The sequence below is a fragment of the Streptomyces sp. NPDC058326 genome (assembly GCF_042879855.1).
In the GTDB taxonomy this organism is placed as follows: Bacteria; Actinomycetota; Actinomycetes; order Streptomycetales; family Streptomycetaceae; genus Streptomyces.
The window spans coordinates 78,691-104,952 of record NZ_JBHVZO010000017.1 but is presented as its reverse complement, the minus strand read 5'-3'; the positions used below and the strand labels follow the sequence as shown (position 1 = coordinate 104,952).

Here is a 26,262-nt window from a genome sequence, read left to right as displayed (position 1 = left end):
GCACGAGGAGATCTCCATGAACCAGGGCGCCGTACAGGGCGACGACAACAACGGCAGGACGGCCGGGCGCTACATGCTGAAGCTGTCCGGAGAGGCCTTCTCCGGCGGTACCGGCCTGGGTGTCGACCCCAACGTCGTGCACGCCATCGCGCGTGAGATCGCGGCGGTCGTCCGCGACGGCGCGGAGATCGCGGTGGTGATCGGCGGCGGCAACTTCTTCCGTGGCGCCGAGCTCCAGCAGCGCGGCATGGACCGGGCCCGGTCCGACTACATGGGCATGCTCGGAACGGTGATGAACTGCCTCGCCCTCCAGGACTTCCTGGAGAAGGAGGGCATCGACTCGCGCGTCCAGACCGCCATCACCATGGGCCAGGTCGCCGAGCCGTACATCCCGCTGCGCGCCGTGCGCCACCTGGAGAAGGGCCGCGTGGTCATCTTCGGTGCGGGCATGGGCATGCCGTACTTCTCCACCGACACCACGGCGGCCCAGCGTGCGCTGGAGATCGACGCCGAGGCCCTGCTCATGGGCAAGAACGGCGTGGACGGCGTCTACGACTCCGACCCCAAGAGCAACCCCGACGCGGTCAGGTTCGACGCGCTCGAGTACGGCGAGGTGCTCTCCCGCGACCTCAAGGTCGCCGACGCCACCGCCATCACCCTGTGCCGGGACAACAACCTCCCGATCCTCGTCTTCGAACTGCTCACCGAGGGCAATATCGCTCGCGCGGTGAAGGGTGAGAAGATCGGCACGCTCGTGAGCGACCAGGGCACCCGGGCCTGACCCGAACCGGGGAACCGCCCCGCAAGGGGATGGACAGAGCCCTGCCGGTCGTACACCGTGCAGGACACAACGCGACGACACGCAGGAGCATGTGGTGATCGAAGAGACCCTCCTCGAGGCCGAGGAGAAGATGGAGAAGGCCGTCGTGGTCGCCAAGGAGGACTTCGCCGCGATCCGCACCGGCCGTGCGCACCCGGCGATGTTCAACAAGATCGTGGCGGACTACTACGGCGCCATCACCCCCATCAACCAGCTCGCGTCGTTCTCCGTTCCGGAGCCGCGCATGGCTGTGGTGACCCCGTTCGACAAGAGCGCGCTGCGCAACATCGAGCAGGCCATCCGCGACTCGGACCTCGGCGTCAACCCGAGCAACGACGGCAACATCATCCGGGTGGTGTTCCCCGAGCTGACCGAGGAGCGCCGTCGGGAGTACATCAAGGTCGCCAAGGGCAAGGCCGAGGACTCGAAGATCTCGATCCGCTCGGTGCGCCGCAAGGCCAAGGAGACCATCGACAAGTTCGTCAAGGACGGCGAGGTCGGCGAGGACGAGGGCCGCCGCGCCGAGAAGGAGCTCGACGACACCACCGCGAAGTACGTCGCGCAGGTGGACGAGCTGCTCAAGCACAAGGAAGCCGAGCTGCTCGAGGTCTGATGAACGACTCTTCCTGGGGGGCCCCGGCCGGTTCCGGCCGTAGGGGACCCGACCAGGGGCCCGTCCCGGCGGGTCCCGCATACGATCGGCATCAGGCGGCGCAGACTCGGCCCATGCCCATCGTGCCCGACGTTCCCGCCGGCGGATTCCAGGACGGTCACGGCCGGGGGGCCGCTCACCAGAGCGGTCCCCTGTTCCGTGACGAGACGCCGCACGAGCACCCGCAGGAGCCCATGCACAACCCCGCCCCGCCTCCGCCGCCCGCGCCGACGGCGCCACGGCAGAAGAAGAGCGCGGGGCGTGACCTGGGCGCGGCCATAGGGGTCGGGGTCGGGCTCGGCGCGGTCATCATCGCCTCGCTGTTCATCTGGAAGCCGGCGTTCATCGGGGTGATAGCGGTCGCCGTGGTGGTCGGGCTCTGGGAGCTCACCTCCCGCCTCCAGGAGCGCAAGGCGATCAAGGCGCCGCTGGTCCCGCTCGCGGTCGGCGGCGCGGCGATGGTCGTCGCCGGCTACGTCAGGGGCGCCGAGGGCGCCTGGGTGGCGATGGCGCTGACGGCGCTCGCGGTGCTCGTCTGGCGGATGACGGAGCCTCCCGAGGGCTATCTGAAGGACGTCACGGCGGGCGTGTTCGCCGCGTTCTACGTGCCGTTCCTCGCGACCTTCGTGGCGCTCCTGCTGGCCGCCGACGACGGCCCGCAGCGGGTGCTGACCTTCCTGCTCCTGACCGTGGTCAGCGACACCGGGGCGTACGCGGTCGGCTGGCGCTTCGGCAAGCACAAGCTGGCCCCGAGGATCAGCCCCGGCAAGACCCGCGAGGGACTGGTCGGCGCGGTGACGTTCGCGATGGCGGCGGGCGCGCTGTGCATGGAGTTCCTGATCGACGAGGGCGTCTGGTGGCAGGGGCTGATCATCGGCCTCGCGGTGGCGGCGAGCGCGACGCTTGGTGACCTCGGCGAGTCGATGATCAAGCGTGACCTGGGCATCAAGGACATGGGCACGCTGCTGCCGGGCCACGGCGGCATCATGGACCGCCTCGACTCGCTGCTGCCGACGGCGCCGGTGGTGTGGCTGCTGCTCGCTCTGTTCGTCGGAACGGCTTGACGGACACCGGGTACTCTGGAAGGGCTCGTGGCGCGTGCCGCGGGCCCTTCCGTCGTCCTCGCCGCTGCGGGGATGTTCCAGTGAGGTCTCCTGGCTCCGGCATCGTGATGCCGCGGTCCCCGTCTTCCCGGGGATGCCAGACCTCGTGCCGTCTGAGGAGACACCCGATCGTGGCCCGTCCAGTGCCCGGAGAACTCACTTTCGTCGCCCCCCGCGGAGCCAAGCTGCCGCCGCGGCACCTGGCCGACCTCACGCCCGCCGAGCGGAAGGAGGCCGTCGCCGCGATCGGCGAGAAGCCCTTCCGCGCCAAGCAGCTGTCCACGCACTACTTCGCGCGGTACGCGCACGATCCCGCCGAGTGGACGGACATCCCGGCCGCCTCGCGCGAGAAGCTGGCCGGGGAGCTGCTGCCCGACCTGATGTCAGTGGTGCGGCACATCTCGTGCGACGACGACACCACCCGTAAGACCCTGTGGCGGCTCCACGACGGCACGCTCGTCGAGTCGGTGCTCATGCGCTACCCGGACCGGGTGACCATGTGCATCTCCTCGCAGGCGGGCTGCGGGATGAACTGCCCGTTCTGCGCGACGGGCCAGGCCGGGCTCGACCGGAACCTGTCGACCGCCGAGATCGTGCACCAGATCGTGGACGGCATGCGGTCCCTGCGGGACGGGGAGGTGCCCGGCGGGCCGGCGCGCCTCTCCAACATCGTGTTCATGGGCATGGGCGAGCCGCTCGCGAACTACAAGCGGGTCGTCGGTGCGATCCGGCGCCTCACCGACCCCGAGCCGGACGGTCTCGGCCTCTCCCAGCGCGGGATCACGGTCTCCACGGTGGGCCTGGTGCCGGCGATGCTCCGCTTCGCCGACGAGGGCTTCAAGTGCCGGCTCGCGGTCTCGCTGCACGCCCCGGACGACGAGCTGCGCGACACCCTGGTGCCGGTGAACACGCGCTGGAAGGTGCGAGAGGTCCTCGACGCCGCCTGGGAGTACGCGGAGAAGTCCGGGCGCCGGATCTCCATCGAGTACGCGCTCATCCGGGACATCAACGACCAGGCCTGGCGCGGTGACCTCCTCGGCCGGCTCCTCAAGGGCCGTCGGGTGCACGTCAACCTGATCCCGCTGAACCCGACGCCCGGTTCGAAGTGGACGGCCTCCCGCCCCGAGGACGAGAAGGCCTTCGTCGAGGCCATCGCGCGCCACGGTGTGCCGGTGACCGTCCGGGACACCCGGGGCCAGGAGATCGACGGCGCCTGTGGACAGCTGGCCGCCGCCGAACGCTGACCTTGTACTCTGAGCTCGAACACATCTCCATATTCCGACAGGGGAGCGCCACAGCGCTGAGAGTGCGGTCACCGTAGGACCGCAGACCCTCTGAACCTTGCCCAGGTCATTCTGGGTAGGAAGTTCGGTCGTTAACTCAAGCTGTTGCGCCCTGCCCGCGACCGGTTCCGCCGGTCGCGGGCAGGGCCGCGTCTCTTCCTGGTCATACCCAGGAGGAATCTCAGTGAGCACCAATCCGGTGAGCATCAAGAAGGCCGCCGCCGCCGCGCTCGTCGCGGCGCTGGGCGTCACCACCCTCGCCGCCTGCGGCACGGATGACGTACGCGAGGGCGCCGGCAAGTCCGGCGCGCCCGCGCCGAAGACCGTGACCCTCGTGAGTCACGACTCGTTCAACGCCTCCAAGGAGGTGCTGGCCGAGTTCACGAAGCAGACCGGCTTCACCGTCAAGGTGCTGAAGAGCGGCGACGCCGGCGAGGCCGTCAACAAGGAGATCCTGACCAAGGGCTCCCCGCAGGGCGATGTCTTCTTCGGCGTCGACAACACGCTGCTCTCCCGCGCCCTCGACAACGGGATCTTCGTCCCGTACGAGGCGAAGGGCGTGGACCGCGTCCCGGCGGAGTACCGCCTCGACAAGGAGCACCGGGTCACGCCGGTCGACTCCGGCGACATCTGCGTCAACTACGACAAGAAGTACTTCGCCGACAAGAAGCTGGCGCCGCCGGTGACCTTCGACGACCTGACGGAGCCCGCGTACAGGAACCTGCTCGTCGTCGAGAACCCCGAGCGCTCGTCCCCCGGCCTCGGATTCCTCCTCGGTACGGCCGCGGAGTACGGCGACGACGGCTGGCAGGACTACTGGACGAAGCTCAAGGCCAACGGTGTGAAGACCGTCGACAGCTGGGAGCTCGCCTACAACCAGGAGTTCTCCGGCTCGGCCGGCGGCAGGCAGGCCAAGGGCGACCGGCCGCTCGTCGTGTCGTACGCCTCCAGCCCGCCGGCCGAGGTGCTCTACGGCGAGCCGCAGCCGAAGGTGGCGCCCACCGGCGTCTCCACCGGCACCTGCTTCCGGCAGACCGAGTTCGTGGGCCTGCTGAACGGGGCGAAGAACCCCGAGGGCGGCAAGGCGCTGATCGACTTCCTGATCTCGAAGAAGTTCCAGGAGGACATGCCGCTCCAGATGTTCGTCAACCCGGTGGTGAAGGACGCCGCACTGCCGGAGCTCTTCACGAAGCACGGGGCGGTCGTCGACAAGCCGGGGACGATGGCGCCCGAGAAGATCGCCGAGAAGCGCGAGGCGTGGATCCAGCAGTGGTCGTCGCTCGTTCTGAAGTAATCCCCGACCGCAGGGGAAGCGCGGCGCGGCTCGGCCTGATGGTCGTGCCCGTCGCCTTCTTCGCGCTCTTCTTCGCCTGGCCCGTCCTCTCGATCGTCGAGCGCGGGCTGCGGGTCGAGGGGGCGTGGCGGTTCGGCCGGTTCGGCGAGACGCTGAGCCGGCCGGAGATTCTCGACGTCCTGTGGTTCACGCTCTGGCAGGCACTCGCCTCCACCGGTCTCACCCTGCTGATCGTGCTGCCCGGCGCGTATGTCTTCGCGCGCTTCGACTTTCCCGGCAAGGGACTGCTGCGCGCCGTCGTCACCGTGCCCTTCGTGATGCCGACCGTCATGGTCGGCACGGCCTTCCTGGCGCTCGTCGGGCGCGGCGGGCTCCTCGACGAGCTGTGGGGCGTCCGGCTCGACACCACCATCTGGGCGATCCTGATCGCCCATGTGTTCTTCAACTACGCCGTCGTCGTGCGGACCGTCGGCGGTCTGTGGGCGCAGCTCGACCCGCGCCAGGAGGAGGCCGCCCGGGTCCTCGGCGCGTCCCGCTGGACCGCGTGGCGGACCGTGACCCTGCCGGCGCTCGCCCCGTCCGTCGCAGCGGCCGCCCTCATGGTGTTCCTCTTCACCGCGAGCTCCTTCGCCGTCGTCCAGATCCTCGGCGGATCGACGTACTCGACCCTGGAGACGGAGATCTACCGGCAGACCGTCATCCGCTTCGATCTGACGACGGCCGCCGTCCTCACGACGGTGCAGTTCGTCGCCGTCGGCGTCGTGCTCGCCGTGCACGCCCGGACGGTCCGCCGGCGGGAGACCGCCCTGAAGCTGGTCGCGCCCGAACAGAACGCGCGCCGGCCCCGGGGCGCCGGTCAGTGGGCGCTGTTCGCGGCCGTCCTGCTGTCCGTGGCGCTGCTGATCGTGCTGCCGCTCGGTGTGCTCGTCGAGAGGTCCTTCGCCACCTCCGGCGGATACGGGCTCGACTACTACCGGGCCCTGCGGACCCCGGACCCCTCGGGCACCTTCCTCGTGCCCCTCCTCGACACGATCGGGAACTCGCTCCGGTACGCCGTCGTCGCCACCCTGATCGCCCTCGTCATCGGCGGACTCGCGGCGGCCGCCCTGACCAGGCGCGCCGGGCGGCTCGTACGGGGCTTCGACGCGCTGCTCATGCTGCCGCTCGGGGTGTCCGCCGTGACCGTCGGCTTCGGTTTCCTCATCACCCTCGACGAGCCGCCGTTCGACCTGCGGGCCAGCTGGATCCTGGTGCCGCTCGCGCAGGCCCTGGTCGGCGTGCCCTTCGTCGTACGGACCATGCTGCCGGTGCTCCGCGCGGTGGACGAGCGGCTGCGGGAGGCGGCGGCCGTGCTCGGCGCCTCGCCGTGGCGGGCCTGGCGGGAGGTGGACCTGCCGCTGGTGCGGCGGGCGCTGCTCATCGCCGCAGGGTTCGCCTTCGCCGTCTCGCTCGGCGAGTTCGGCGCGACGGTCTTCATCGCCCGGCCCGACAGCCCGACGCTCCCGGTGGCCGTCGCCCGGCTCCTCGGCCGGCCCGGCGAACTCAACTACGGCCAGGCCATGGCCCTCTCGACGATCCTGATGGTGGTGTGCGCGGTGTCCCTGCTGCTGCTCGAACGGCTCCGGACCGAACGCACCTCGGGAGAGTTCTGATGCTGAGACTGGACGGCGCGACCGTACGGTTCGGGGAGCGGACCGCGCTCGACGCCGTGGACCTGGAGGTCGCCGACCACGAGATCGTGTGCGTGCTCGGTCCGAGCGGCAGCGGCAAGTCCACGCTGCTGCGGGCCGTCGCCGGGCTCCAGCCGCTCCACGGCGGCCGGGTGCTGCTCGGCGGCGCCGACCAGGGCGGGGTGCCGGTGCACCGGCGCGGTGTCGGCCTGATGTTCCAGGACCACCAGCTGTTCCCGCAGCGGGACGTCACCGGAAACGTCGCCTTCGGCCTCCGGATGCGGGGGGCGGGCCGCGCCGAACAGAGCGCACGGGTCGCTGAGCTGCTCGACCTCGTCGGTCTGCCGGGGGCCGGGCGGCGGTCCGTCGCCGCGCTCTCCGGCGGCGAACAGCAGCGGGTGGCGCTGGCCCGGGCGCTCGCGCCCCGGCCACGGCTGCTCATGCTGGACGAACCGCTCGGCCAGCTCGACCGGGGGCTGCGGGAGCGGCTCGTCGTGGAGCTGCGGCAGCTGTTCGGCCGGCTCGGGACGACGGTCCTCGCGGTCACCCACGACCAGGGCGAGGCGTTCGCCCTCGCGGACCGGGTGGTGGTCATGCGGGACGGACGGATCGCCCAGTCGGGTGCGCCCGTCGAGGTCTGGTCCCGGCCGGCCTCGGAGTTCGTGGCCCGCTTCCTGGGCTTCGACAACGTGGTGGCGGCCCGGGTGAGCGGGACCGTCGCGGACACCGTGTGGGGGAGGGTCCCGGTGCCGGAGGGCTCGCCGCAGGGCGAGCGCCGGCTCCTCGTCAGGCCGGGCGGGGTGCGTCTCGTACCGGCGGAGGACGGGCGGGTCTGGACCGTGGAGTCCCGGACGTTCCGGGGCAGCCGGGTGGCCGTACGGCTCCGCCCGGCGGACGGGCCCTCGCTGGAGGCGGAGTTCCCGCTGCGGGAGGTGCCCGAGGAGGGCGCCCGGACGGGGGTGGCCTTCCGGGCGGAGGACGTGGTGGTGCTCGGCGACGACACGCCGTAGCGGTGACAGCCCCCGGCGCCTGCGATGAGTTCCTCCCGCCGGGGGAGTCTCCTTCGAGTCGTCTCTTCGTCGATCGCGCAGGAGGAAAGCCGTGAGCCAGCTGCTCAGAGTCCAGAACTTCATGGTCTCGTCCGACGGGTTCGGTGCCGGTGAGGGCCAGAGCCTGGAGAGGCCGTTCGGCCACGCGGATCCGGGGGAGCTGTTCGCCTGGGCGGGTGCCACGGCGAGCTGGCCCAGGCGTACCGAGCCCGGAGGAAGCCGTGGCCTCGACGACTACTTCACGCGGGACTTCGCCCGGAACATCGGGGCCGAGATCATGGGCCGCAACAAGTTCGGGCCGCAGCGCGGGCCCTGGCAGGACCACGAGTGGCAGGGCTGGTGGGGCGACGAGCCGCCGTTCGGGACCCCGGTGTTCGTCCTGACCCACCATCCGCGGCCCTCGTTCACGCTCTCCGACACCACGTTCCACTTCGTCGACGCCGATCCGGCCACGGTGCTCGCCCGGGCGCGGGAGGCGGCGCGCGGCAAGGACGTCCGCCTCGGCGGCGGGGCCACCACGATCCGGGAGTTCCTCGAAGCGGACCTCGTCGACACCCTGCACGTCGCGGTCGCGCCGGTGAAGCTCGGGTCCGGGGTGCGCCTCTGGGAGTCGCCCGACGAACTGCTCGACCGGTTCCACCGCGATGTGGTGCCCAGCCCCCGGGGCGGGGTGACGCACCACGTCTTCTGGCGGAAGTGAGCGGGCCGGACTCTTGCCGGCGCGAATTGTCAGACACCCCCTAGCACCGTTCGCAGTCCCGGCGGGTCGCGCGCTGGTAGTCGCGGGTCGCCCGGGCCAGGGCGAGGCCGTAGCAGGAGAAGCCGCCGTAGGCGACGGCGACCACCCAGGGGGCGTGGTCCTCCAGGCCGGCGGAGATCGCGCCCGTCCAGGCCAGCACGCCGAAGGCCGCCAGGAGGGCTCCGAACGGCGCGAGCGCGCCCGCCCCCGCCCAGCCGAGCGCGAGCATCGGCAGCCGGGGCAGTCGCCGCCCCCAGGGGCGAGTCAGTGCGAGGGCCAGGACCATGCCGAGGACGGCGAGGACCGCGGTGACGTCGACCCCGTGGTCGTACAGCCAGAGCCCCAGGTCACTGGTGTACTCCGGGTCGGCGCCGGGGCGGCCCGTGCCCGTGAAGCCGACGGTGAGGCCCAGCGCCCAGGCTGTCTTGAGGACCGTGTACGGGACGAGGGCGGCGACCGCGACGAGGCCGGCGCGGGTGGCGGGGCGCCCGGTCGGCGCGGGGGCGTGTCCACCGCAGTACGGGCAGGTGCCGAGGGCCCCGCGCCGGTGGGTGAGGGCCGCGTACCCCCACAGGACCGCGCCGAGCACGGCGAGGCCCTGGTTGGCCAGGGCCGCCCCGTCGACCGGCGGCTGGCCACGGGAGAGGAAGGACAGCAGGTGGAGCGGGCTGAGGAGGGCGGGGAAGCCCGAGGTCAGACAGAGCCCGACGACCGCCCACGCCGCCGTGGAGGGCCACCGCGCGTGCGGGCGGCGGAGGAGGAGATACGCGAGGAGGGCGGCGGCCCCGTACAGCACGGCCGCGATCGCCTCGGCGGTCGTGCCCGTCCCCCTGCCGAGGAGCGCGTAGCCGAACGCGGGCCCGGTGACGGCGGCGACGGCCGCACCCGTGGCGTACAGCAGCGACCAGAGGAGAGCGGCGCGGCCCGCCCGGGCGGGCCTGTCCGACCGGAGCGGCAGGGTGGCGAGGGGGCTCATCGGAGTCATGCTCCGAGCCTCCCGGGCAGCGCCCCGGCGGACGTCGGCCCGGGGTCGGGTCCCGGTCCGCCGCGCGGGGGAGACGGGGCCCGCGCGTCTGCGACAGGAGCGGTACGACGGGTCCACGAGAGGGGCAGTGCGGGCCGAACGGCCCCGGCGCGGGGTTCAGCCGGTGAGCGGCAGCGCCGCGAGTTCCGCCACGGCCCAGGTCAGCGGCAGGAAGACCGCGACCAGGATGCCGGCGCGCATCAGGGCGGCCGTGCGGAGGGCCGTCGGCGGGGCGCCGACGCGGAGGAGGGCCTCGGTGGTGTGGGCGCGGCTCTGCTTGGACTCCAGGGCCGCGGTCAGCAGGGTGGCGGTGGTGCAGGCCAGGACGAGGGTGGCGCCCAGGCCGGTGAGGGGGCCGAAGGAGCCGGAGTCCGTGCCCGTCCGGTGCAGTGCCGCCGCGGCGAGGATTCCGGAGAGCACCGCGCACACGACGCCGAGGGGGCGGCCGATACGGCGGGACTCGTCCATCAGGACACGGCCCGCGAGCAGCCGGGTGGCGCCCGGCCTGACCGCCTGGAGGAGACGCCCGCAGCCGTGGACGATGCCGGGGCCGGCCACCGCGAGGCCGACCGCCGTGAGGACCCAGCCGGCCAGGACGCCCGCCGGGCTGCCGTCGAAGCGGCCCGGCAGCGGGAGCCCGCCGCCGCCTCCGTCCCGGCCCGCGTACGTCTCGACCGCCAGGCCGACCGCGATCAGGGCGACGCCCCACGGCAGCCCGGACGGCACGGCCCGCTCCGCTCCCTCGGCCCGGGGAGGCGCGGAGCGCGGCCGCAGCGCGATTCCCGCGGCCGCTGTGGCCGAGACGGGCAGCACCGCGAGCAGGGTGAGGGCCGCCGCGAGCGGGATCGGCTGGTCGGCGGCGAGGAGTTCCGCGGCGGCGCCGTCGAAGGGGAGTCCGGTGATGTCGCCGCGCAGGTGGAGGTAGAACAGCAGCGCGACCGTGGAGCCGAGGGTGCAGGCGACCGCGGTCGAGGCGGCGGCGATGGCCGTGAGGCGGGCGGGGCCGAGGCCGACCGCGGAGAGCCCGGGACGGGGGCGGGTGCTGGGGTCGGTGCGGGCCACGGCGACGGCGAACTGGACGGTCGCGGCGAGCGGCAGGGCGCACCAGAGCAGGCGCAGTACGGACGCCGAGGAGTGCTCCGGGTGACCGACGGCGTATCCCAGGGTGCAGAGCAGGAGGAAGCCCACCCCCGCGGCCGCCGCGGCGACGAGGAGCCGGCGGGCCAGGACGAGGGGGTGGGCCCCGCGGGCTAGACGGAGAGCGAGCACGCGGCGACGCCCTCCGCCCCTGACGCCGGGGGTACGGCGTTGACCCGGCGTCCGTCGAGGAGTGCGACCGTGCGGTCGGCGAGCGCCACGACCTCGGCGTCGTGGGTGGCGAGGAGCACGGTGATGCCGTGGGAGCGGGCGGCGGCCGCGAGGGTGCGCAGGAGCTGGGCGCCGTCGGCGCGGTGCAGGGTGGCGGTGGGTTCGTCCGCGAACAGCACCGAGGGCGTGGTGACGAGGGCGCGGGCGGTGGCGATCCGCTGGCGCTGGGACTGGGTGAGGGCGTGCGGGCGCTGCCGCGCGCAGGCGCCGATGTCGAGGCGCTCCAGCCATTCCAGGGCGGTGGTCTTCGCGGCCCGGTGGGAGAGCCCGCGGAGCAGCAGGGGCAGGGCCGCGTTCTCCCAGCCGGTGAGCTCGGGGACGAGGCCGGGCTCGGGGTCGATCCAGCCGAAGCGGTCGCGCCGGAGCCGCTCGCGGTCGGCGGGGCCGAGGGTGTGCACGGGGCCGCTGTTGAACCAGACCTCGCCCTGCTGGGCGACGAGCTGGCCGGACAGGCAGCGCATGAGGGTGGTCTTGCCGCTGCCGCGCGGGCCCACGAGGGCGAGGATCTCGCCTTCGCGGACGCCGAGGGAGACGCCGCTGAGCGCGTCCGAACCGCCCAGGGCACAGTGCAGGGAACGCGCCCAGAGCACGTCGTTGTCCGGTGGGGCCATCGCGTACACCTCGATGTCGGATCCGATCTGTGTTCCCCCGTGCGGGGGAACGAAGAGACGGGCCTGTCGGTCACTGGCTCCGGGAGGATCCAGGGCACGGACAGGGAAGCACCGTAAGGATTCAGATCCGCTTGTACGGACAGCACACGGCCCGGGCCGCCGCCATCCACTCGGATGGCGGCATGCCCGGGCCGGTAGTCACGCCGTGAGGGCGGCGTGATGCTGGGGGACCTCTGACCTGCTGGGGACCCTTACAGCTTGGTCCACGCCTCGGTGAGCACCGAGCGCAGGATGCCTTCGATCTCGTCGAAGGTGCCCTGGTCGGCGATCAGCGGCGGGGCCAGCTGGATGACCGGGTCGCCACGGTCGTCGGCACGGCAGTACAGGCCGTTCTCGAAGAGCGCCTTGGAGAGGAAGCCGTACAGGACGCGCTCGGTCTCCTCGTCCGTGAAGGACTCCTTGGTGACCTTGTCCTTGACGAGCTCGATGCCGTAGAAGAAGCCGTTGCCGCGGACGTCGCCGACGATCGGGAGGTCGTGCAGCTTCTTCAGGGTGTTGAAGAAGTTGCCCTCCTGGTCGAGGACGTGCTGGTTCAGGCCTTCCTTGTCGAAGATGTCGAGGTTGGCGATCGCGACCGCCGAGGACACCGGGTGGCCACCGAAGGTGTAGCCGTGGAGGAAGGTGTTGTCGCCCTTGTAGAACGGCTCCGCGATGCGGTCCGAGACGATGCAGGCACCGATCGGGGAGTAACCCGAGGTCATGCCCTTGGCGCAGGTGATCATGTCGGGCACGTAGCCGAACTTGTCACAGGCGAACATCGTGCCGAGGCGGCCGAAGGCGCAGATCGTCTCGTCGGAGACGAGCAGCACGTCGTACTGGTCGCAGATCTCGCGGACCCGCTGGAAGTACCCGGGCGGCGGCGGGAAGCAGCCGCCGGCGTTCTGCACCGGCTCGAGGAAGACGGCCGCGACGGTGTCGGCACCCTCGAAGAGGATCTCCTGCTCGATCTGGTCGGCGGCCCAGCGGCCGAAGGCCTCGGGGTCGTCGCCGTGGATCGGGGCGCGGTAGATGTTGGTGTTCGGCACCTTGTGCGCGCCGGGGACCAGCGGCTCGAAGGGGGCCTTCAGGGCCGGCAGGCCGGTGATGGACAGGGCGCCCTGCGGGGTGCCGTGGTAGGCGACCGCACGCGAGATGACCTTGTACTTGGTGGGCTTGCCCTGCAGCTTGAAGTACTGCTTGGCGAGCTTCCACGCGGTCTCGACGGCCTCGCCGCCACCGGTGGTGAAGAACACCTTGTTGAGGTCGCCCGGGGCGTAGTCGGCGAGACGCTCGGCGAGCTCGACGGCCTTGGGGTGCGCGTACGACCACACGGGGAAGAACGCGAGCTCCTTGGCCTGCTTGTACGCGACCTCGGCCAGCTCCTCGCGGCCGTGTCCGGCGTTGACGACGAAGAGACCCGCGAGACCGTCGAGGTAGCGCTTGCCCTTGTCGTCGAAGATGTAGGTGCCCTCACCACGCACGATGGTGGGAACAGGCGAGTTCTCGTACGACGACATGCGGGTGAAGTGCATCCACAGGTGGTCGTAGGCGGACTTTGACAGGTCGCTTCGGGACTGGGTCACGGTTATCGAGTTCCCCACATATAGGTCTGCTTCTTGAGCTTGAGGTAGACGAAGCTCTCCGTGGAGCGCACGCCGGGGAGGGTGCGGATGCGCTTGTTGATCACATCCAGCAGGTGGTCGTCGTCCTCACAGACGACCTCCACCATCAGGTCGAACGAGCCCGCGGTCATCACCACGTACTCGCATTCGGCCATGGCCGTCAGCGCCTCCGCGACCGGATCGAGGTCGCCCTCGACGTTGATGCCGACCATCGCCTGCCGTCGGAAACCCACGGTGAGCGGGTCGGTGACGGCGACGATCTGCATGACGCCCTGGTCGAGCAGCTTCTGGACGCGCTGCCTCACGGCGGCTTCGGAGAGGCCGACGGCCTTTCCGATCGACGCGTAGGGGCGGCGACCGTCCTGCTGGAGCTGTTCGATGATCGCCAGGGAGACGGCGTCGATCGTCGGGGACGAACCGGTTCCGGTTCTGGAGTCTGTGCTTCGACTGGCCACGACTTCACTGTGCACCGAGATTGTCCGTCGTGCAACCCCGGAGCGATGTAATTCGTTGTGAGACGCTCTCAATCTCACCGAATCCGAAGTTGAGAGGGGTCGGGGCTGTTGAAAGCGTCTGCCGAGCGACTACTCTGGGGTGTCTCGCCCATCGGGACGCGCACAAGGACGTGCGACGACAGAACGTGACAGGAGGGGTGGCCAAGTGACCACCGAGCTGCGCCGGCTGCGTAACTACATCAACGGGGAGTTCCGCGACGCGGCCGACGGCCGCACCATCGACGTGGTCAACCCGGTCGACGGTGAGGTGTACGCCACCTCCCCGCTTTCCGGACAGGCCGACGTCGACGCCGCCATGGAGGCCGCCGCGGCCGCCTTCCCCGCCTGGCGTGACAGCACCCCGGCCGAGCGCCAGAAGGTGCTCCTCAAGATCGCGGACGCCTTCGAGGAGCGCGCCGAGGACCTCATCGCCGCCGAGGTGCAGAACACCGGCAAGCCGACCGCCCTCGTCGCGAGCGAGGAGGTGCCGCCGATGCTGGACCAGATCCGCTTCTTCGCGGGTGCCGCCCGGATGCTCGAAGGCCGCTCGGCCGGCGAGTACATGGAGGGCATGACCTCCATGATCCGCCGCGAGCCGGTGGGCGTCTGCGCCCAGGTCGCGCCGTGGAACTACCCGATGATGATGGCTGTGTGGAAGTTCGCCCCGGCCCTCGCCGCGGGCAACACCGTCGTCCTCAAGCCCTCGGACACGACCCCCGCGTCGACCGTCCTGATGGCCGAGATCATCGGGCAGATCGTCCCCAAGGGCGTCTTCAACGTCATCTGCGGCGACCGCGAGACGGGCAAGACCATGGTCGAGCACCCGACCCCGGCGATGGCCTCCATCACCGGCTCCGTCCGCGCCGGCATGCAGGTCGCCGAGTCGGCGGCCAAGGACGTCAAGCGCGTCCACCTGGAGCTGGGCGGCAAGGCCCCCGTCGTGGTCTTCGAGGACACCGACATCGACAAGGCCGTCGAGGACATCTCCGTCGCCGGCTTCTTCAACGCCGGTCAGGACTGCACCGCCGCCACCCGCGTCCTCGTGCACGAGTCCATCCACGACGAGTTCGTCGCCGCCCTCGCCAAGGCCGCCGCCGAGACGAAGACCGGTCGGCCGGACGACGAGGACGTGCTCTACGGCCCGCTCAACAACGCCAACCAGCTGAAGCAGGTCTCCGGCTTCATCGACCGCCTCCCGGCCCACGCCAAGGTCGAGGCCGGCGGTCACCGCGTCGGCGACAAGGGCTACTTCTACGCCCCGACCGTCGTCTCCGGCCTCAAGCAGGACGACGAGATCGTGCAGAACGAGGTCTTCGGTCCGGTCATCACCGTCCAGTCCTTCACGGACGAGGCCCAGGCCCTCTCGTACGCCAACGACATCGAGTACGCCCTCGCCTCCTCCGTCTGGACCAAGGACCACGCGCGCGCGATGCGCATGTCCAAGGCGCTCGACTTCGGCTGTGTGTGGATCAACACCCACATCCCGCTCGTCGCCGAGATGCCCCACGGCGGCTACAAGAAGTCCGGCTACGGCAAGGACCTCTCCGCCTACGGCTTCGAGGACTACACGCGCATCAAGCACGTCATGACCTCCCTGGGCTGACCCCCCTCGGCTCCTCACGCGGCCCCGGCACCTTGATCGACAGGGTGTCGGGGCCGCGGTCCTTCGCCCGGGACATCGCCCCCGAGGAGCGGCAGCCGTTCGCGAAGAGGTGGAACGCGACCGTGGGGCTGTGAGAGGTCCGGAGCCCCTGCTTTTGAACACGTTCATAAAGAGGCGTACGCTGCGGTCATGAGCGACACGAACGGGCCGAGAGCCCTTCTCAAGCGCATCCGCGTCTGGCTGATCGTCTTCGTCGTCTGTCTGGTCCTGAGCGGCGTCACCGCCTTCCCGCTCGTCACCGAACTCCGGTACCTCGACGCCTCGCTCGACGGCTGGGCCGCGCCCGTGGCCGAGCTCCTGCCGGGGCTCGCCGAGTGGATCGACCGCGTCCGCGGTGGTCTCGAAGCCGCCGACGAGCAGTCGCCGTACCTGCTCTACGGCACCGACTGGCTGGCCTTCGCCCACCTCGTCATCGCCGTCGCCTTCTACGGCGCCTACCGCGACCCCGTCCGCAACATCTGGGTCGTCGAGTTCGGCATGATCGCCTGCGTCGGCATCATCCCGCTCGCCCTGATCAGCGGACCCGTCCGGGGCATCCCCTTCTGGTGGTCGGTCATCGACATGTCCTTCGGCGTCATCGGGATCCTGCCGCTGCTCCACGTACGCCGGCTGATCAAGCGGCTGGAGCCGGCGACGACCGCGGAGCCGGTGGCCGCCTAGTCCGGGAGGCCGTACGTCGCCACCATGATGTCCAGGGCGGTCCTGTTCATGTCCTGGCCCTTCGCGTCGGTCGAGTTCACGCTGTAGACGAGGGTGCGCGCGCCGTCGCGGGTCGAGGCGACGGCCGCGTTGTACCCCCAGCGGCCGCCCGTCTTGCCCCACACCTCGCGCCCGCCGAGCCGCTTCATCGACAGCCCCGCGGAGTACGCGGCCGGGTCGCCGGTCTTCGCGTCCGGCACCCTCGGCAGCGTGAACATCTCCTCCAGGAGCGGCCCGCGCACCACCCGGCCCGCGAACAGCTCCCGGGTGAACCGCTCCAGGTCGGCGGTGGTCGACACCAGGTCACCGGCCGCCCAGCCGTCCGTCGACCGCCACACCGAGACGTCGCGCAGCCCGGTCGTCCCGTCGTCGAGCCGCATCGTCTGGTAGCCGTGGTTGTACGGGCCGGTGATCTCGGCGGCCGTGCCCGGAAGGTAGGTGTCCCGGAGGCCGAGCGGGCGCAGGACCCGACGCTCCACCTGGTGCTCGTACGAGTCGCCCGTCACCCGCTCCACGATCAGGCCGGCGATCGTGTAGCCGATGTTGAGGTAGTGCTGCCGGGTGCCCGGGCGGAACTCGCGCGGCTTCGCCGTCGCCGAGCGGACCATGTCCCTCGGGTCGTGGACGTCGAAGCGGCGCGCGTACCACTCCTCCACCGTGTCGCCCGGGAAGTCGGGGGCCGGGATGCCATGGGTGTGGTTCAGGAGCTGGCGCACGGTCACCGTCGCGTAGCGGCCGGGGATGAGCTCCGGTAGATACGAGCGGGCCGTGCGGTCCAGGTCGATGCGGCCCTCGGCGGCGAGCTGGAGGACGGTCGCCGCCGTGAACACCTTCGTCACCGAACCGGCCCTGAAACGGCCGGCCGGGTCCGCGGGAGCCCTCGTCTCCAGGTCGTGGACCCCCGAACTGCCCCGCCAGGAGCCCTCGGTGCCGCCGATCTGGACGAGCGCGGCCGTGGCGTCGGCACGGGGCAGACCCGCGATCACCGCGCTCAGATCAGGGTTCGTCGTCCGGGACACGGCCGTCGGCGCCGGGGCACCCGCGAAGGCCGGGGTCAGTACCGGTCCTGCGGCGACGCCCAGGACCAGGGCCGCGGCGAGCAGCGTGCGGGTGGAATTCCTCATGGTCAACTCCGTGGTGTGAGCCCTCGTTCTCGATGGCTCCATCCTGCTGACCGGGCACGATCGAGCGGATCACCCGCACAGGCGGTCTTCCGCCGGTCACTTCCTCGCCGACGCGGGGGAGGGGCCGGGCCCTCCGTCTCCCCCGGGCGGGGGAGACCCCGCGGCCACCAGGCCCGTCTCGTACGCGCAGATCACCGCCTGGATCCGGTCGCGCAGCCCCAGTTTGGCGAGCACGTTCCCCACGTGCGTCTTCACCGTGTGGTCGCTGACGACCAGCTCCGCCGCGATCTCCGCGTTGGACAGACCGCGCGCGAGCAGCAGCAGCGTCTCCCGCTCCCGGCCCGTCAGGACGTCGAGCCGCGGGTCCGGGCCCACGGACGCCCGGCGCTGGCCGCCCGCCGTGTACTGCTCCACGAGCCGCCGGGCCACCGAGGGCGCGAGCAGCGAGTCGCCCGCCGCCACCACCCGCACCGCGTGCACCAGGTCGTCCCGCCGTACGTCCTTCAGGAGGAAGCCGCTCGCGCCCGCGTGCAGCGCCTCGTACACGTACGCGTCGGTGTCGAAGGTCGTCAGGATCACCGTCCGGCAGCCGGACCCCAGGGCGCTGATCGCCCGGCAGGCCTCGATGCCGTCGGTCCCGGGCATCCGGATGTCGAGCAGCGCCACGTCCGGCGAGAGCCGACGCACCGCCTCGACGGCCTCCGCCCCGTCCCCGGCCTCCGCCACCACCTCGATGCCCGGCTGCGCGTCGAGGATCATCGCGAAGCCGCTGCGGACCAGTTCCTGGTCGTCCGCGACCACCACCCGGATCGTCATGCCCCCACCTCCGCCGTGGAGGGTACGGGGAGCAGCACCCGCACCTCGAACCCGCGGCCGCCCGGTCCCGGCCCCGCGGCCGCCGTCCCGCCGTGCGCGGCGGCCCGCTCCCTGATGCCGGCGAGGCCGTGGCCGCCCGAACCGCCCTGCGGGCCGCGCCCGTCGTCGGTCACGGTGACGTGCAGAACGTCGTCGGCACGGGCGAGCCGGACCTCGACCGTGCGGGCGTCCGCATGCTTGACGACGTTCGTCAGCGCCTCCTGCACGATCCGGTAGACGTGCGCGCCGGTCGCGGCCGGCAGGGCCCGTACTCCGCCCTCCGTCGTGTACGCGACGGCCAGACCGCTGCTCCGGACCCGCTCCACGAGCGAGGGGAGCCCGGCGAGGTCCGGCTGCGGCTCCCGGGGAGAGGCAGTCTCGGAGCCCTCGCGCAGCAGCCCCAGCATCTGCCGCAGCTGGTCCATCGCCTCTCGGCCGGTCTCCGAGATCGCCTCGAACGCGGCCTCCGCGCGCTCGGGCGCCGTCCGTACCGCCACCGGCCCTGCCTCCGCCTGCACGATCATCAGGCTCACCGCGTGGGACAGGATGTCGTGCATCTCCCGCGCGATCCTCGCCCGTTCGCGCGCCGCGGCCCGCTCGGCGTCGGCCCGGTGGGCCCGCTGCCGGGCGTCCTGGAGCCGGCCGAAGACATGGGCGGCGCCGAACACGAAGAGCGAGAAGGTCAGTTCACGCGCCGACCGCGTGTTGAGCCAGACCGAGACCGGCACCGCGACCACCAGGAGCCCCGCCGCCACGAGCCGCTTCCACGGCGGAGACAGGAGCGCGATCGTGTAGACGATGACGAGCCCGGTGTACGGCAGCGGCTGCCCCGGCCCCTCCACGGCCAGCTTGTACAGCGCGCTCGCCGCCATGATCGCCAGGAGGACGGCGAAGGGCGCACGCCGCCGCCAGACCAGCGGCAGCACGGTGAGCGTCGTGAGCCCGTACGCGGCCCAGGTCGCCGGTTCGAGCCCGGGCGGGCGCGGCACCACGAACGGCATGGTCATCGCCGCCTGCACGAGCAGCGCGATCCCGAGGTCCACCGCCCACGGGTTCGCCGCGCCCCAGGTCCGCGCATGCTCCCACCGGACGCGCAACTCCCCCCGTATGCCCATTACGGCTTGCGGCCCACGGCGCCGAACTGTGCGACGGTGTACGCCTCCGAGGCGGCGTGGCGCCAGCGCGCGCAGGAGACGATGCCGGGCTCCAGGACGTCGAGGCCGTCGAGGAAGGAGGCGAACTCGGTGCGGTCGCGGGCGGTGATCGGCGGTGTCGCGTTCTCGTTCCAGAAGGCCATCGCGGCCTTGTTCCCCTCGCCGCCGAGCTCCGGCTCCAGGGTGGGATGCGTAAGGACCAGGAAGCTGCCGGAGGGGACGGCGTCCATCAGGGCCCGCACGATCGACCGGGCCTCGTCGGTGTCGAGGACGAAGTTGAGGATGCCGAGCATCATCACCGCGACCGGACGGGAGAGGTCGAGCGTCGCTCCGGCCGCCGCCAGGATCCGCTCCGGATCGTGGGCGTCGGCGTCCACGTACTCGGTGACGCCCTCCGGCGCGCTCGTCAGGAGCGCGCGGGCGTGGGTGAGGACGATCGGGTCGTTGTCGACGTAGACGATCCGGGCGTCGGGGGCGGCCCGCTGGGCCACCTCGTGGGTGTTGTCGGCGGTCGGCAGGCCCGTACCGATGTCGAGGAACTGGCGTACGCCGGCCTCGGCGGCCAGATGGGTCACCGCGCGTCCGAGGAACGCCCGGTCGGCGCGCGCCACTTCACCGATGCTCGGGTAGAAGGCGGTGACCTGGTCGCCGACGGCGCGGTCCACCGGGTAGTTGTCCTTGCCGCCCAGCCAGTAGTTCCACACGCGGGCGTTGTGGGCGATGTCGGTCCGGATCCGGTCGTTCACGCGCGGGCCTTTCGCAGGACGTCGGCGAGTGTGTCGACCCGGTTCGTGGTGACGGAGTCGACACCGTTCATGATCAGCTTACGCATGGTGCGGGTCGTGTCCGCCGTCCAGGCCGAGACGAGCAGCCCATCCCGGTGCACCCGCTCGTTCAGCTCCCGACTGACAAGCCCGAAACGGTAGTTGAGCCACCGCGGCCGTACCGCGTCGAGCAGCACAGGCCGGGGCGGCGCGAGCGAGGTCCATGTCAGGGCGATCTCGGCGGCCGGGTCCGCGGCGCGCACCTGGAGCATGGCGACGGCCCCCGCGCAGTAGTACACCCGCTCCCCGGCGCCGCACTCACGGACCGTGCCCACGATGGTGCGGACCGAGTTCTCGTCGCCGCCCGGCAGGTCGAGCATCAGGCGGCGCTCCCCGGCGGTCAGCAGCGCCTCGCGCAGGGTCGGCACGCCGCCGTACGTCAGCTCGCGGACCTGCTCGTACGTGAGCGAGGCGAGCGGCCGGTCGTGGCGCCAGAGGCGCTTCAGCGTGTCGTCGTGGAGGAGGACGGGCACCCCGTCCTTCGTCAGCCGGACGTCGACCTCGACCGCGCCCGCCCCCCGCTCGATCGCCGAGGCGATCGAGCGGAGGGTGTTCTCACGGACGCGGTACGGGTCGCCGCGATGGCCCACGACGACGACGGGCGGCCGCCCCGACGCCTGCCTGGCCTCCCGGGCCTCCTCGGTCTCCCTCGCTTCCCGGGCTTCCAGGGCTTCCCGGGCGGCGGTCGGGTCCATGGCGGTGTCGGAGTCCATGGCCCCCATTCTCGTCGCCGTCAGCGTCCGAGCCAGTCGTCGGTGTACGTGTCGATCTCGGCGGCGATCCGGGCCTTGCCGGCCGCGTCGAGGAACGAGGCCTCCACCGCGTTCTTCGCGAGGGCGGCGACCCCGCGCTCGTCGAGACCGAGGAGACGGGCCGCGACCGCGTACTCGGTGTTGAGGTCCGTGCCGAACATCGGCGGGTCGTCGCTGTTGACCGTGACGAGGACGCCGGCGTCCACCATCTGCCGGATCGGGTGCTCGTCCAGGGTGGCGACGGCGCGCGTGGCGATGTTCGAGGTCGGGCAGACCTCCAGGGCGATGCGGTGCTCCGCCAGGTACGCCAGGAGCGCCGGGTCCTGGACCGAGCTCGTGCCGTGGCCGATGCGCTCGGCGCCCAGGTCGTGGATCGCGTCCCAGACCGTCTGCGGGCCGGTTGTCTCGCCCGCGTGCGGCACGGAGTGCAGACCGGCCGCCCGCGCCAGGTCGAAGTACGGCTTGAACTGCGGGCGCGGCACCCCGATCTCCGGGCCGCCGAGACCGAAGGAGACCAGGCCCTCGGGGCGCAGGCCGTCGGTCGTGGCGAGGCGCGCGGTCTCCTCGGCGGAGACCAGGCCTGCCTCGCCCGGGATGTCGAAGCACCAGCGGAGCACGGTGCCGAACTCGGCCTCGGCGGACTTGCGGGCGTCCTCGATCGCCGCCATGAAGGCACGCTCGTCGATGCCCCGGCGGGTGGAGGAGTAGGGGGTGATGGTCAGCTCGGCGTACCGGATGTTCTGCCGGGCCATGTCACGGGCGACCTCGAAGGTGAGCAGCCGGACGTCCTCCGGGGTGCGGACCAGGTCGACGACCGACAGGTACACGTCGATGAAGTGCGCGAAGTCCGTGAACGTGAAGTAGTCGGTCAGCGCCTCCGGATCCGTGGGGACCTTGGAGTCGGGGTGCCGTGCCGCCAGCTCGGCGACGATACGGGGCGAGGCGGAGCCCACGTGGTGGACGTGCAGCTCGGCCTTGGGCAGGCCCGCGATGAAGGGATGGAGGTCGGTCATCGGATCATCGTAGGCCGGACGGTTCCCCCCGAGGGGTGAGGCCTTAGCATGGCGGGACCATGATGGGGGAGGCCCATGTCTGACAATCGAGACCAGTCGCGGGACGGGTACGACCCGACGGACCCGTGGGCTCCGCCGAACCGCGACGGGGTGGAACTGAGCAAGCCGGTGACGCCGTCGCCGGTGCACGACCAGCAGACCGTCACGTCCATGCCGCTCACGCCCGACACGGGCGCGGTGCCACCGCCGCCGGTGGCACCCGGCGGCCCCGCTGCCACGCCCGGCGCGTACGGCTACCCGGCGGGGGGCACGTCCGGCGGGTACGGCTACCCGGCGGCCCCGACGCCGCCGGTCACCGCGGCGTCCTCCGGGTACGGCTATCCCGGATACCCGTCGTCGTACGGAGGCCAGCCCGGCTGGCAGCAGTCCCCGTCCAACGGCATGGGGACGGCCTCGATGGTGCTCGGCATCGTCGCGGTGGCGGGTTTCTGCCTGTACGGCCTGGGGGCGATCCTCGGCATCCTGGCGCTGATCTTCGGCATTATCGGCCTGAAGAAGGCGGGCCGGGGCGAGGCCACCAACCGGGGCATGGCGCTCGCGGGCGTCATCCTCGGTGCCATCGGCACCCTGGTCAGCGCCGTCTTCCTGGGCTTCGTCATCTGGGCGGTGACGCAGGAGTCCTCGTCCTTCGACGACTCGGGGTCCGAGGACCCGTTCGCGTCGAGCCTGGTGGTCGAGAGCGACCGCTGAGACCGTGCGCCCGGGGGTGTCCGGCCTGATCAGCACGACGCCCCCGGGTCAGGCGACGCGGAGGCCCCGCACCGGTTCCGGTGCGGGGCCTCCGCGTCTCACGCGCCCCGCAGCCGCTCCCGCGCCTCCATGAGGGCGAAGCCCAGGAGGTTGAGGCCGCGCCACCGGGCGGGGTCGTGGGCGCCGGGGTCGCCGGCCGCGAGGCCGATCCCCCAGACACGGTCCACGGGGCTCGCCTCCACCAGGACGCGGGTGCCGGTGCCCAGGAGGTAGCCGCGCAGGGCCTCGTCCGAGGAGAACTTGTGGACGCTGCCCTCGACGACGATCGCGAAGCGCTCCCGTTCCCACACCGTCGCGTCGAAGTCCCGCACAAGGCGCCCGGCGTTCTTGGCCTCGGCGGGGGTGCGCGCGGTCAGCGCGGCCCGCTCGGCGTCCGGGTCCCCGAAGAGGCGGGCCTTGGCCGCCATCATCCAGTGCTCCGCCGTCGCGTAGGGGACGCCGTCGACCACGAAGGGCGAGGGCCACCACTGGCTCAGACAGCTCGCGGAGAGCTGTCCCCCGGGGTGCGGGCGGTGGCCCCAGAAGTGCAGCCACTTCACCTTGTCACCCCTGTTGACCTGCTGCGTCAGCTCCTCGATCTTGCTCATGCATGCGAGTCTGACAGCCGCCACGGACACACCGTACGGAGATATTCGGGGCGCCTCGACACATGGTCGACCGATTCCGTCGCGTAACCAAAAGGCAACAACGGAATCCCTTGTTGGCATGCCATACCTCTGTCAGGATCGGCACTCAATTCGAGCTGGAACAACGGAGAGCGTCATGGGCAACCGCTTCCAGGTGACGGACCGCTTCGCGGACGGCGCACAGTACATCGGCGGTCGGCTCCGCGCCGGAACGTCAGATCAGGAACACCAGGTGATCGACCCGGCGACCGGGGAGAGCGTCTGCACGTACACGCTCGCCTCCACCGCCGACGTCGACGCGGCCGTCGCCGCCGCCAAGGCCGCGTTCCCCGGCTGGGCGGGCGCCACCCCCGGCGAGCGCTCCGACGCGCTGCACCGCTTCGCCGCCGTCCTCGCCGAACGCGCCGATGACTTCGCCCGCGTGGAGTCCCTCCAGTGCGGCAAGCCGCTCAAGCTCACCACCGAGTTCGACGTGCCCGGCACCGTCGACAACACCGCCTTCTTCGCGGGGGCCGCCCGCCACCTCCAGGGCCAGTCGGCCGGCGAGTACAGCGGCGACCACACCTCGTACATCCGGCGCGAACCGATCGGTGTCGTCGGGTCCATCGCCCCCTGGAACTACCCGCTCCAGATGGCCGCCTGGAAGATCCTCCCGGCCATCGCCGCCGGCAACACGATCGTCCTCAAGCCCGCCGAACTCACCCCGCTGACCTCCCTGATGTTCGCGCAGGCCGCGACGGACGCCGGCATCCCCGACGGCGTCATCAACATCGTCAACGGCGCCGGCCGGACCGTCGGCGAACACCTCGTCGGCCACCCCGACGTCGTCATGACCTCCTTCACCGGCTCCACCCCGGTCGGCAAGCGGGTCGCGGAGATCGCCACCGCCACCGTGAAGCGCCTCCACCTCGAACTCGGCGGCAAGGCCCCGTTCGTCGTCTTCGACGACGCCGACCTGGAGGCCGCGGCCCACGGCGCCGTCGCCGCCTCCCTCATCAACAGCGGCCAGGACTGCACCGCCGCCACGCGCGCGTACGTCCAGCGCCCGCTCTTCGACGCCTTCGTCGCGCGCGTCGCCGAACTCATGGAGACCGTCCGCATCGGCGACCCCTTCGAGCCGACCACCGACCTCGGCCCCCTCGTCAGCCACCGCCACCGCGACAGCGTCGCCGCCTTCGTCGAGCGCGCCCGCGGCTACGCCACCGTCGTCACCGGCGGCGAAGCTCCTGGCGGTGACCTCAAGGACGGTGCCTACTACCGTCCGACCCTGATCACCGGCGCCGCGCAGGACAGTGAGGTCGTGCAGTCGGAGATCTTCGGCCCGGTCCTGGTGGCCCTGCCCTTCGACAGCGACGACGAGGGCATCCGGTTCGCCAACGACACCCCCTACGGCCTGGCCGCCTCGGCCTGGAGCCGTGACGTCTACCGGGCGGGCCGCGCCACCAGGGAGATCAAGGCCGGGTGCGTCTGGGTCAACGACCACATCCCGATCATCAGCGAGATGCCCCACGGCGGCACCAAGGCCTCGGGTTACGGAAAGGACATGTCCGCGTACTCCTTCGAGGAGTACACGCAGGTCAAGCACGTGATGTTCGACAACACGGCGGTCGCCGCGAAGGATTGGCACCGCACGATCTTCGGGGACCGATAGCAGACCGTCGCCCGACCAGCGGCGAACCATCCCGAAAGGGCACAGCGCATGGAGCAGTACGAGCCCGAAAGCCTGTCCGCCGCGCAGCTGGCGGCGATACGGCGCAGCATGACGAGCGGCCGCGGCGCCCTCACCCGCCGTTCGGTGCTGCGCGCGGGCGGCGTCGGAGCGCTCACGGTCGGCGGCCTCGCCGGTCTGACCGCCTGCGGCATCCCGCCGGCCAAGCGGGAGGGCCAGGGCACCGCCTCGATCGACGACTCGGCCAAGGAGAAGAGCATCGCCTTCTCCAACTGGACCGAGTACATGGACGTCAGCGAGGACGAGAAGACCCGCCCCACCCTGGAGGCGTTCACGAAACGCACCGGGATCACGATCAAGTACACCGAGGACATCAACGACAACGTCGAGTTCTTCGGCAAGATCAAGCCGCAGCTCGCGGCCGGCCAGGACACCGGCCGTGACCTGATATGCGTCACCGACTGGCTCGCCGCCCGCATGATCCGGCTCGGCTGGGCGCAGAAGCTCGACCCGGCCAACCTCCCCAACGCGTACGCGAACCTCTCCAGCCAGTTCCGCCGCCCCGACTGGGACCCGGGCCGGTCCTACTCGTACCCGTGGACCGGCATCTCCACCGTCATCGCGTACAACGCGAAGGCGACCGGCGGGAAGAAGGTCGACTCGGTCACCCAGCTCCTGGACGACCCCGCCCTCAAGGGCCGCGTCGGTTTCCTCACCGAGATGCGCGACTCCGTCGGCATGACCCTGCTCGACATGGGCAAGGACCCGGGGAACTTCACCGACGCCGACTACGACGCGGCGATCGGACGCCTCCAGAAGGGCGTCGACAAGAACCAGATCCGCCGCTTCACCGGCAACGACTACACCTCGGACCTCGACAAGGGCGACATCGCGGCCTGCCTCGCCTGGGCCGGAGACATCATCCAGCTCCAGGTGGACAACCCGGACATCAAGTTCGCCATCCCGTCCGCCGGTTACATCACCTCGAGCGACAACCTGCTCGTCCCCGCCCAGGCCCGGCACAAGACGAACGCCGAGAAGCTCATCGACTACTACTACGAGCTTCCCGTCGCCGCCCAGCTCGCCGCGTACATCAACTACGTCTGTCCCGTCGACGGGGTGAAGGACGAACTCGCCAAGATCGACCCGGAGCTCGCGAACAACACGCTGATCCTCCCGGACAAGGCCATGGCCAAGAAGTCGCACGCCTTCCGCTCGCTCACCAGCGCGGAGGAGACGGCGTACGAGGAGAAGTTCGCCAAGCTCATCGGCGCCTGAGGCCCCCTTCGTCCACCTCTCTCACTC

The 26,262-nt window shown here is 71.3% G+C and carries 25 protein-coding genes and 1 riboswitch; of the genes, 13 read left to right on the top strand and 12 right to left on the bottom strand.

Features of this window, described 5'->3' with window-relative positions; genetic code table 11:
• Positions 1-16 precede the first annotated feature (16 nt).
• From pyrH to ACFVYX_RS27245, 8 genes are all read left to right on the top strand, one after another.
• Positions 17-781, top strand: a complete 765-nt coding sequence (gene pyrH / locus ACFVYX_RS27280) for a UMP kinase (protein WP_389684148.1) — start codon at positions 17-19, stop codon at positions 779-781.
• Between the two features lie 94 nt (positions 782-875).
• A complete protein-coding gene (frr, locus tag ACFVYX_RS27275; RefSeq protein ID WP_030690629.1) occupies positions 876-1,433 on the top strand; it encodes a ribosome recycling factor in 558 nt (185 codons plus the stop codon).
• Positions 1,433-2,536 (top strand): phosphatidate cytidylyltransferase, encoded by a 1,104-nt coding sequence (locus tag ACFVYX_RS27270; protein WP_389684147.1) that lies wholly within the window; start codon positions 1,433-1,435, stop codon positions 2,534-2,536. Before frr ends, ACFVYX_RS27270 begins: the two co-directional genes overlap by 1 nt.
• Positions 2,537-2,706: 170 nt before the next feature.
• The gene (rlmN, locus tag ACFVYX_RS27265) at positions 2,707-3,819 is read left to right on the top strand and encodes a 23S rRNA (adenine(2503)-C(2))-methyltransferase RlmN (protein ID WP_389684146.1); all 1,113 of its coding nucleotides are present in this window, start codon (positions 2,707-2,709) and stop codon (positions 3,817-3,819) included.
• 29 nt (positions 3,820-3,848) lie between these two features.
• Positions 3,849-3,959: riboswitch (TPP riboswitch) on the top strand.
• Between the two features lie 98 nt (positions 3,960-4,057).
• Entirely contained in the window at positions 4,058-5,152 is a 1,095-nt protein-coding gene (locus ACFVYX_RS27260) for a thiamine ABC transporter substrate binding subunit (RefSeq protein WP_389684199.1), read from the top strand.
• A 38-nt stretch (positions 5,153-5,190) separates the two neighbouring features.
• A complete protein-coding gene (locus ACFVYX_RS27255) occupies positions 5,191-6,804 on the top strand; it encodes an ABC transporter permease (protein ID WP_389684198.1) in 1,614 nt (537 codons plus the stop codon).
• Positions 6,804-7,832 carry an ABC transporter ATP-binding protein gene (locus ACFVYX_RS27250; protein ID WP_389684145.1) on the top strand — a complete coding sequence of 343 codons (1,029 nt, stop codon included), beginning with the start codon at positions 6,804-6,806 and terminating at the stop codon, positions 7,830-7,832. Before ACFVYX_RS27255 ends, ACFVYX_RS27250 begins: the two co-directional genes overlap by 1 nt.
• A 91-nt stretch (positions 7,833-7,923) precedes the next feature.
• Entirely contained in the window at positions 7,924-8,571 is a 648-nt protein-coding gene (locus ACFVYX_RS27245; protein WP_389684144.1) for a dihydrofolate reductase family protein, read from the top strand.
• Between the two features lie 40 nt (positions 8,572-8,611).
• Here the strand turns inward: ACFVYX_RS27245 and ACFVYX_RS27240 are convergent, their stop codons facing one another.
• From ACFVYX_RS27240 to ACFVYX_RS27220, 5 genes are all read right to left on the bottom strand, one after another.
• Positions 8,612-9,595, bottom strand: a complete 984-nt coding sequence (locus ACFVYX_RS27240; protein ID WP_389684143.1) for a hypothetical protein — start codon at positions 9,593-9,595, stop codon at positions 8,612-8,614.
• 156 nt (positions 9,596-9,751) lie between these two features.
• Positions 9,752-10,903 (bottom strand): hypothetical protein, encoded by a 1,152-nt coding sequence (locus tag ACFVYX_RS27235; protein WP_389684142.1) that lies wholly within the window; start codon positions 10,901-10,903, stop codon positions 9,752-9,754.
• The gene (locus ACFVYX_RS27230; RefSeq protein ID WP_389684141.1) at positions 10,885-11,613 is read right to left on the bottom strand and encodes an ABC transporter ATP-binding protein; all 729 of its coding nucleotides are present in this window, start codon (positions 11,611-11,613) and stop codon (positions 10,885-10,887) included. Before ACFVYX_RS27230 ends, ACFVYX_RS27235 begins: the two co-directional genes overlap by 19 nt.
• Before the next feature lie 251 nt (positions 11,614-11,864).
• Complete coding sequence (locus ACFVYX_RS27225) at positions 11,865-13,235, bottom strand: aspartate aminotransferase family protein (protein WP_389684140.1); 1,371 nt, start codon at positions 13,233-13,235, stop codon at positions 11,865-11,867.
• A gap of 2 nt (positions 13,236-13,237) precedes the next feature.
• Complete coding sequence (locus ACFVYX_RS27220; protein ID WP_389684139.1) at positions 13,238-13,744, bottom strand: Lrp/AsnC family transcriptional regulator; 507 nt, start codon at positions 13,742-13,744, stop codon at positions 13,238-13,240.
• Between the two features lie 190 nt (positions 13,745-13,934).
• Here ACFVYX_RS27220 and ACFVYX_RS27215 point away from each other — a divergent pair, with 190 nt between their 5' ends.
• Together ACFVYX_RS27215 and ACFVYX_RS27210 are read left to right on the top strand one after the other, a co-directional pair.
• Positions 13,935-15,371, top strand: coding sequence for a gamma-aminobutyraldehyde dehydrogenase (locus ACFVYX_RS27215; protein ID WP_389684138.1), 1,437 nt, complete (start codon positions 13,935-13,937; stop codon positions 15,369-15,371).
• A gap of 189 nt (positions 15,372-15,560) precedes the next feature.
• Positions 15,561-16,091: a hypothetical protein gene (locus ACFVYX_RS27210; protein ID WP_389684137.1), complete on the top strand. Its 531-nt coding sequence runs from the start codon at positions 15,561-15,563 to the stop codon at positions 16,089-16,091.
• Here the strand turns inward: ACFVYX_RS27210 and ACFVYX_RS27205 are convergent.
• The 6 genes from ACFVYX_RS27205 to ACFVYX_RS27180 form a co-directional block, all read right to left on the bottom strand.
• A complete protein-coding gene (locus ACFVYX_RS27205; protein WP_389684136.1) occupies positions 16,088-17,254 on the bottom strand; it encodes a serine hydrolase domain-containing protein in 1,167 nt (388 codons plus the stop codon). The genes ACFVYX_RS27210 and ACFVYX_RS27205 overlap by 4 nt on opposite strands.
• Positions 17,255-17,350: 96 nt before the next feature.
• A complete protein-coding gene (locus tag ACFVYX_RS27200; RefSeq protein ID WP_389684135.1) occupies positions 17,351-18,070 on the bottom strand; it encodes a response regulator in 720 nt (239 codons plus the stop codon).
• Complete coding sequence (locus tag ACFVYX_RS27195) at positions 18,067-19,224, bottom strand: sensor histidine kinase (protein WP_389684134.1); 1,158 nt, start codon at positions 19,222-19,224, stop codon at positions 18,067-18,069. Before ACFVYX_RS27195 ends, ACFVYX_RS27200 begins: the two co-directional genes overlap by 4 nt.
• On the bottom strand, positions 19,224-20,009 hold the full coding sequence (locus ACFVYX_RS27190; RefSeq protein WP_389684133.1) for an SAM-dependent methyltransferase: 786 nt from the start codon (positions 20,007-20,009) through the stop codon (positions 19,224-19,226). The genes ACFVYX_RS27195 and ACFVYX_RS27190 overlap by 1 nt, the downstream gene beginning before the upstream one ends.
• Positions 20,006-20,800: a glycerophosphodiester phosphodiesterase gene (locus ACFVYX_RS27185; protein WP_389684132.1), complete on the bottom strand. Its 795-nt coding sequence runs from the start codon at positions 20,798-20,800 to the stop codon at positions 20,006-20,008. The genes ACFVYX_RS27190 and ACFVYX_RS27185 overlap by 4 nt, the downstream gene beginning before the upstream one ends.
• A 20-nt stretch (positions 20,801-20,820) precedes the next feature.
• A complete protein-coding gene (locus tag ACFVYX_RS27180; RefSeq protein WP_389684131.1) occupies positions 20,821-21,852 on the bottom strand; it encodes an adenosine deaminase in 1,032 nt (343 codons plus the stop codon).
• Positions 21,853-21,927: 75 nt separating this feature from the next.
• On the opposite strand from ACFVYX_RS27180, the gene ACFVYX_RS27175 reads away from it, so the two are divergent.
• Positions 21,928-22,602, top strand: a complete 675-nt coding sequence (locus ACFVYX_RS27175; protein WP_389684130.1) for a DUF4190 domain-containing protein — start codon at positions 21,928-21,930, stop codon at positions 22,600-22,602.
• A gap of 98 nt (positions 22,603-22,700) precedes the next feature.
• Here ACFVYX_RS27175 and ACFVYX_RS27170 read toward each other — a convergent pair whose 3' ends face one another.
• Positions 22,701-23,249 carry an NADAR family protein gene (locus tag ACFVYX_RS27170; RefSeq protein ID WP_389684129.1) on the bottom strand — a complete coding sequence of 183 codons (549 nt, stop codon included), beginning with the start codon at positions 23,247-23,249 and terminating at the stop codon, positions 22,701-22,703.
• 175 nt (positions 23,250-23,424) lie between these two features.
• On the opposite strand from ACFVYX_RS27170, the gene ACFVYX_RS27165 reads away from it, so the two are divergent.
• Positions 23,425-24,939, top strand: coding sequence for a gamma-aminobutyraldehyde dehydrogenase (locus ACFVYX_RS27165; RefSeq protein WP_389684128.1), 1,515 nt, complete (start codon positions 23,425-23,427; stop codon positions 24,937-24,939).
• 48 nt (positions 24,940-24,987) lie between these two features.
• Positions 24,988-26,235 carry a spermidine/putrescine ABC transporter substrate-binding protein gene (locus ACFVYX_RS27160; RefSeq protein WP_389684127.1) on the top strand — a complete coding sequence of 416 codons (1,248 nt, stop codon included), beginning with the start codon at positions 24,988-24,990 and terminating at the stop codon, positions 26,233-26,235.
• Positions 26,236-26,262: the final 27 nt, after the last annotated feature.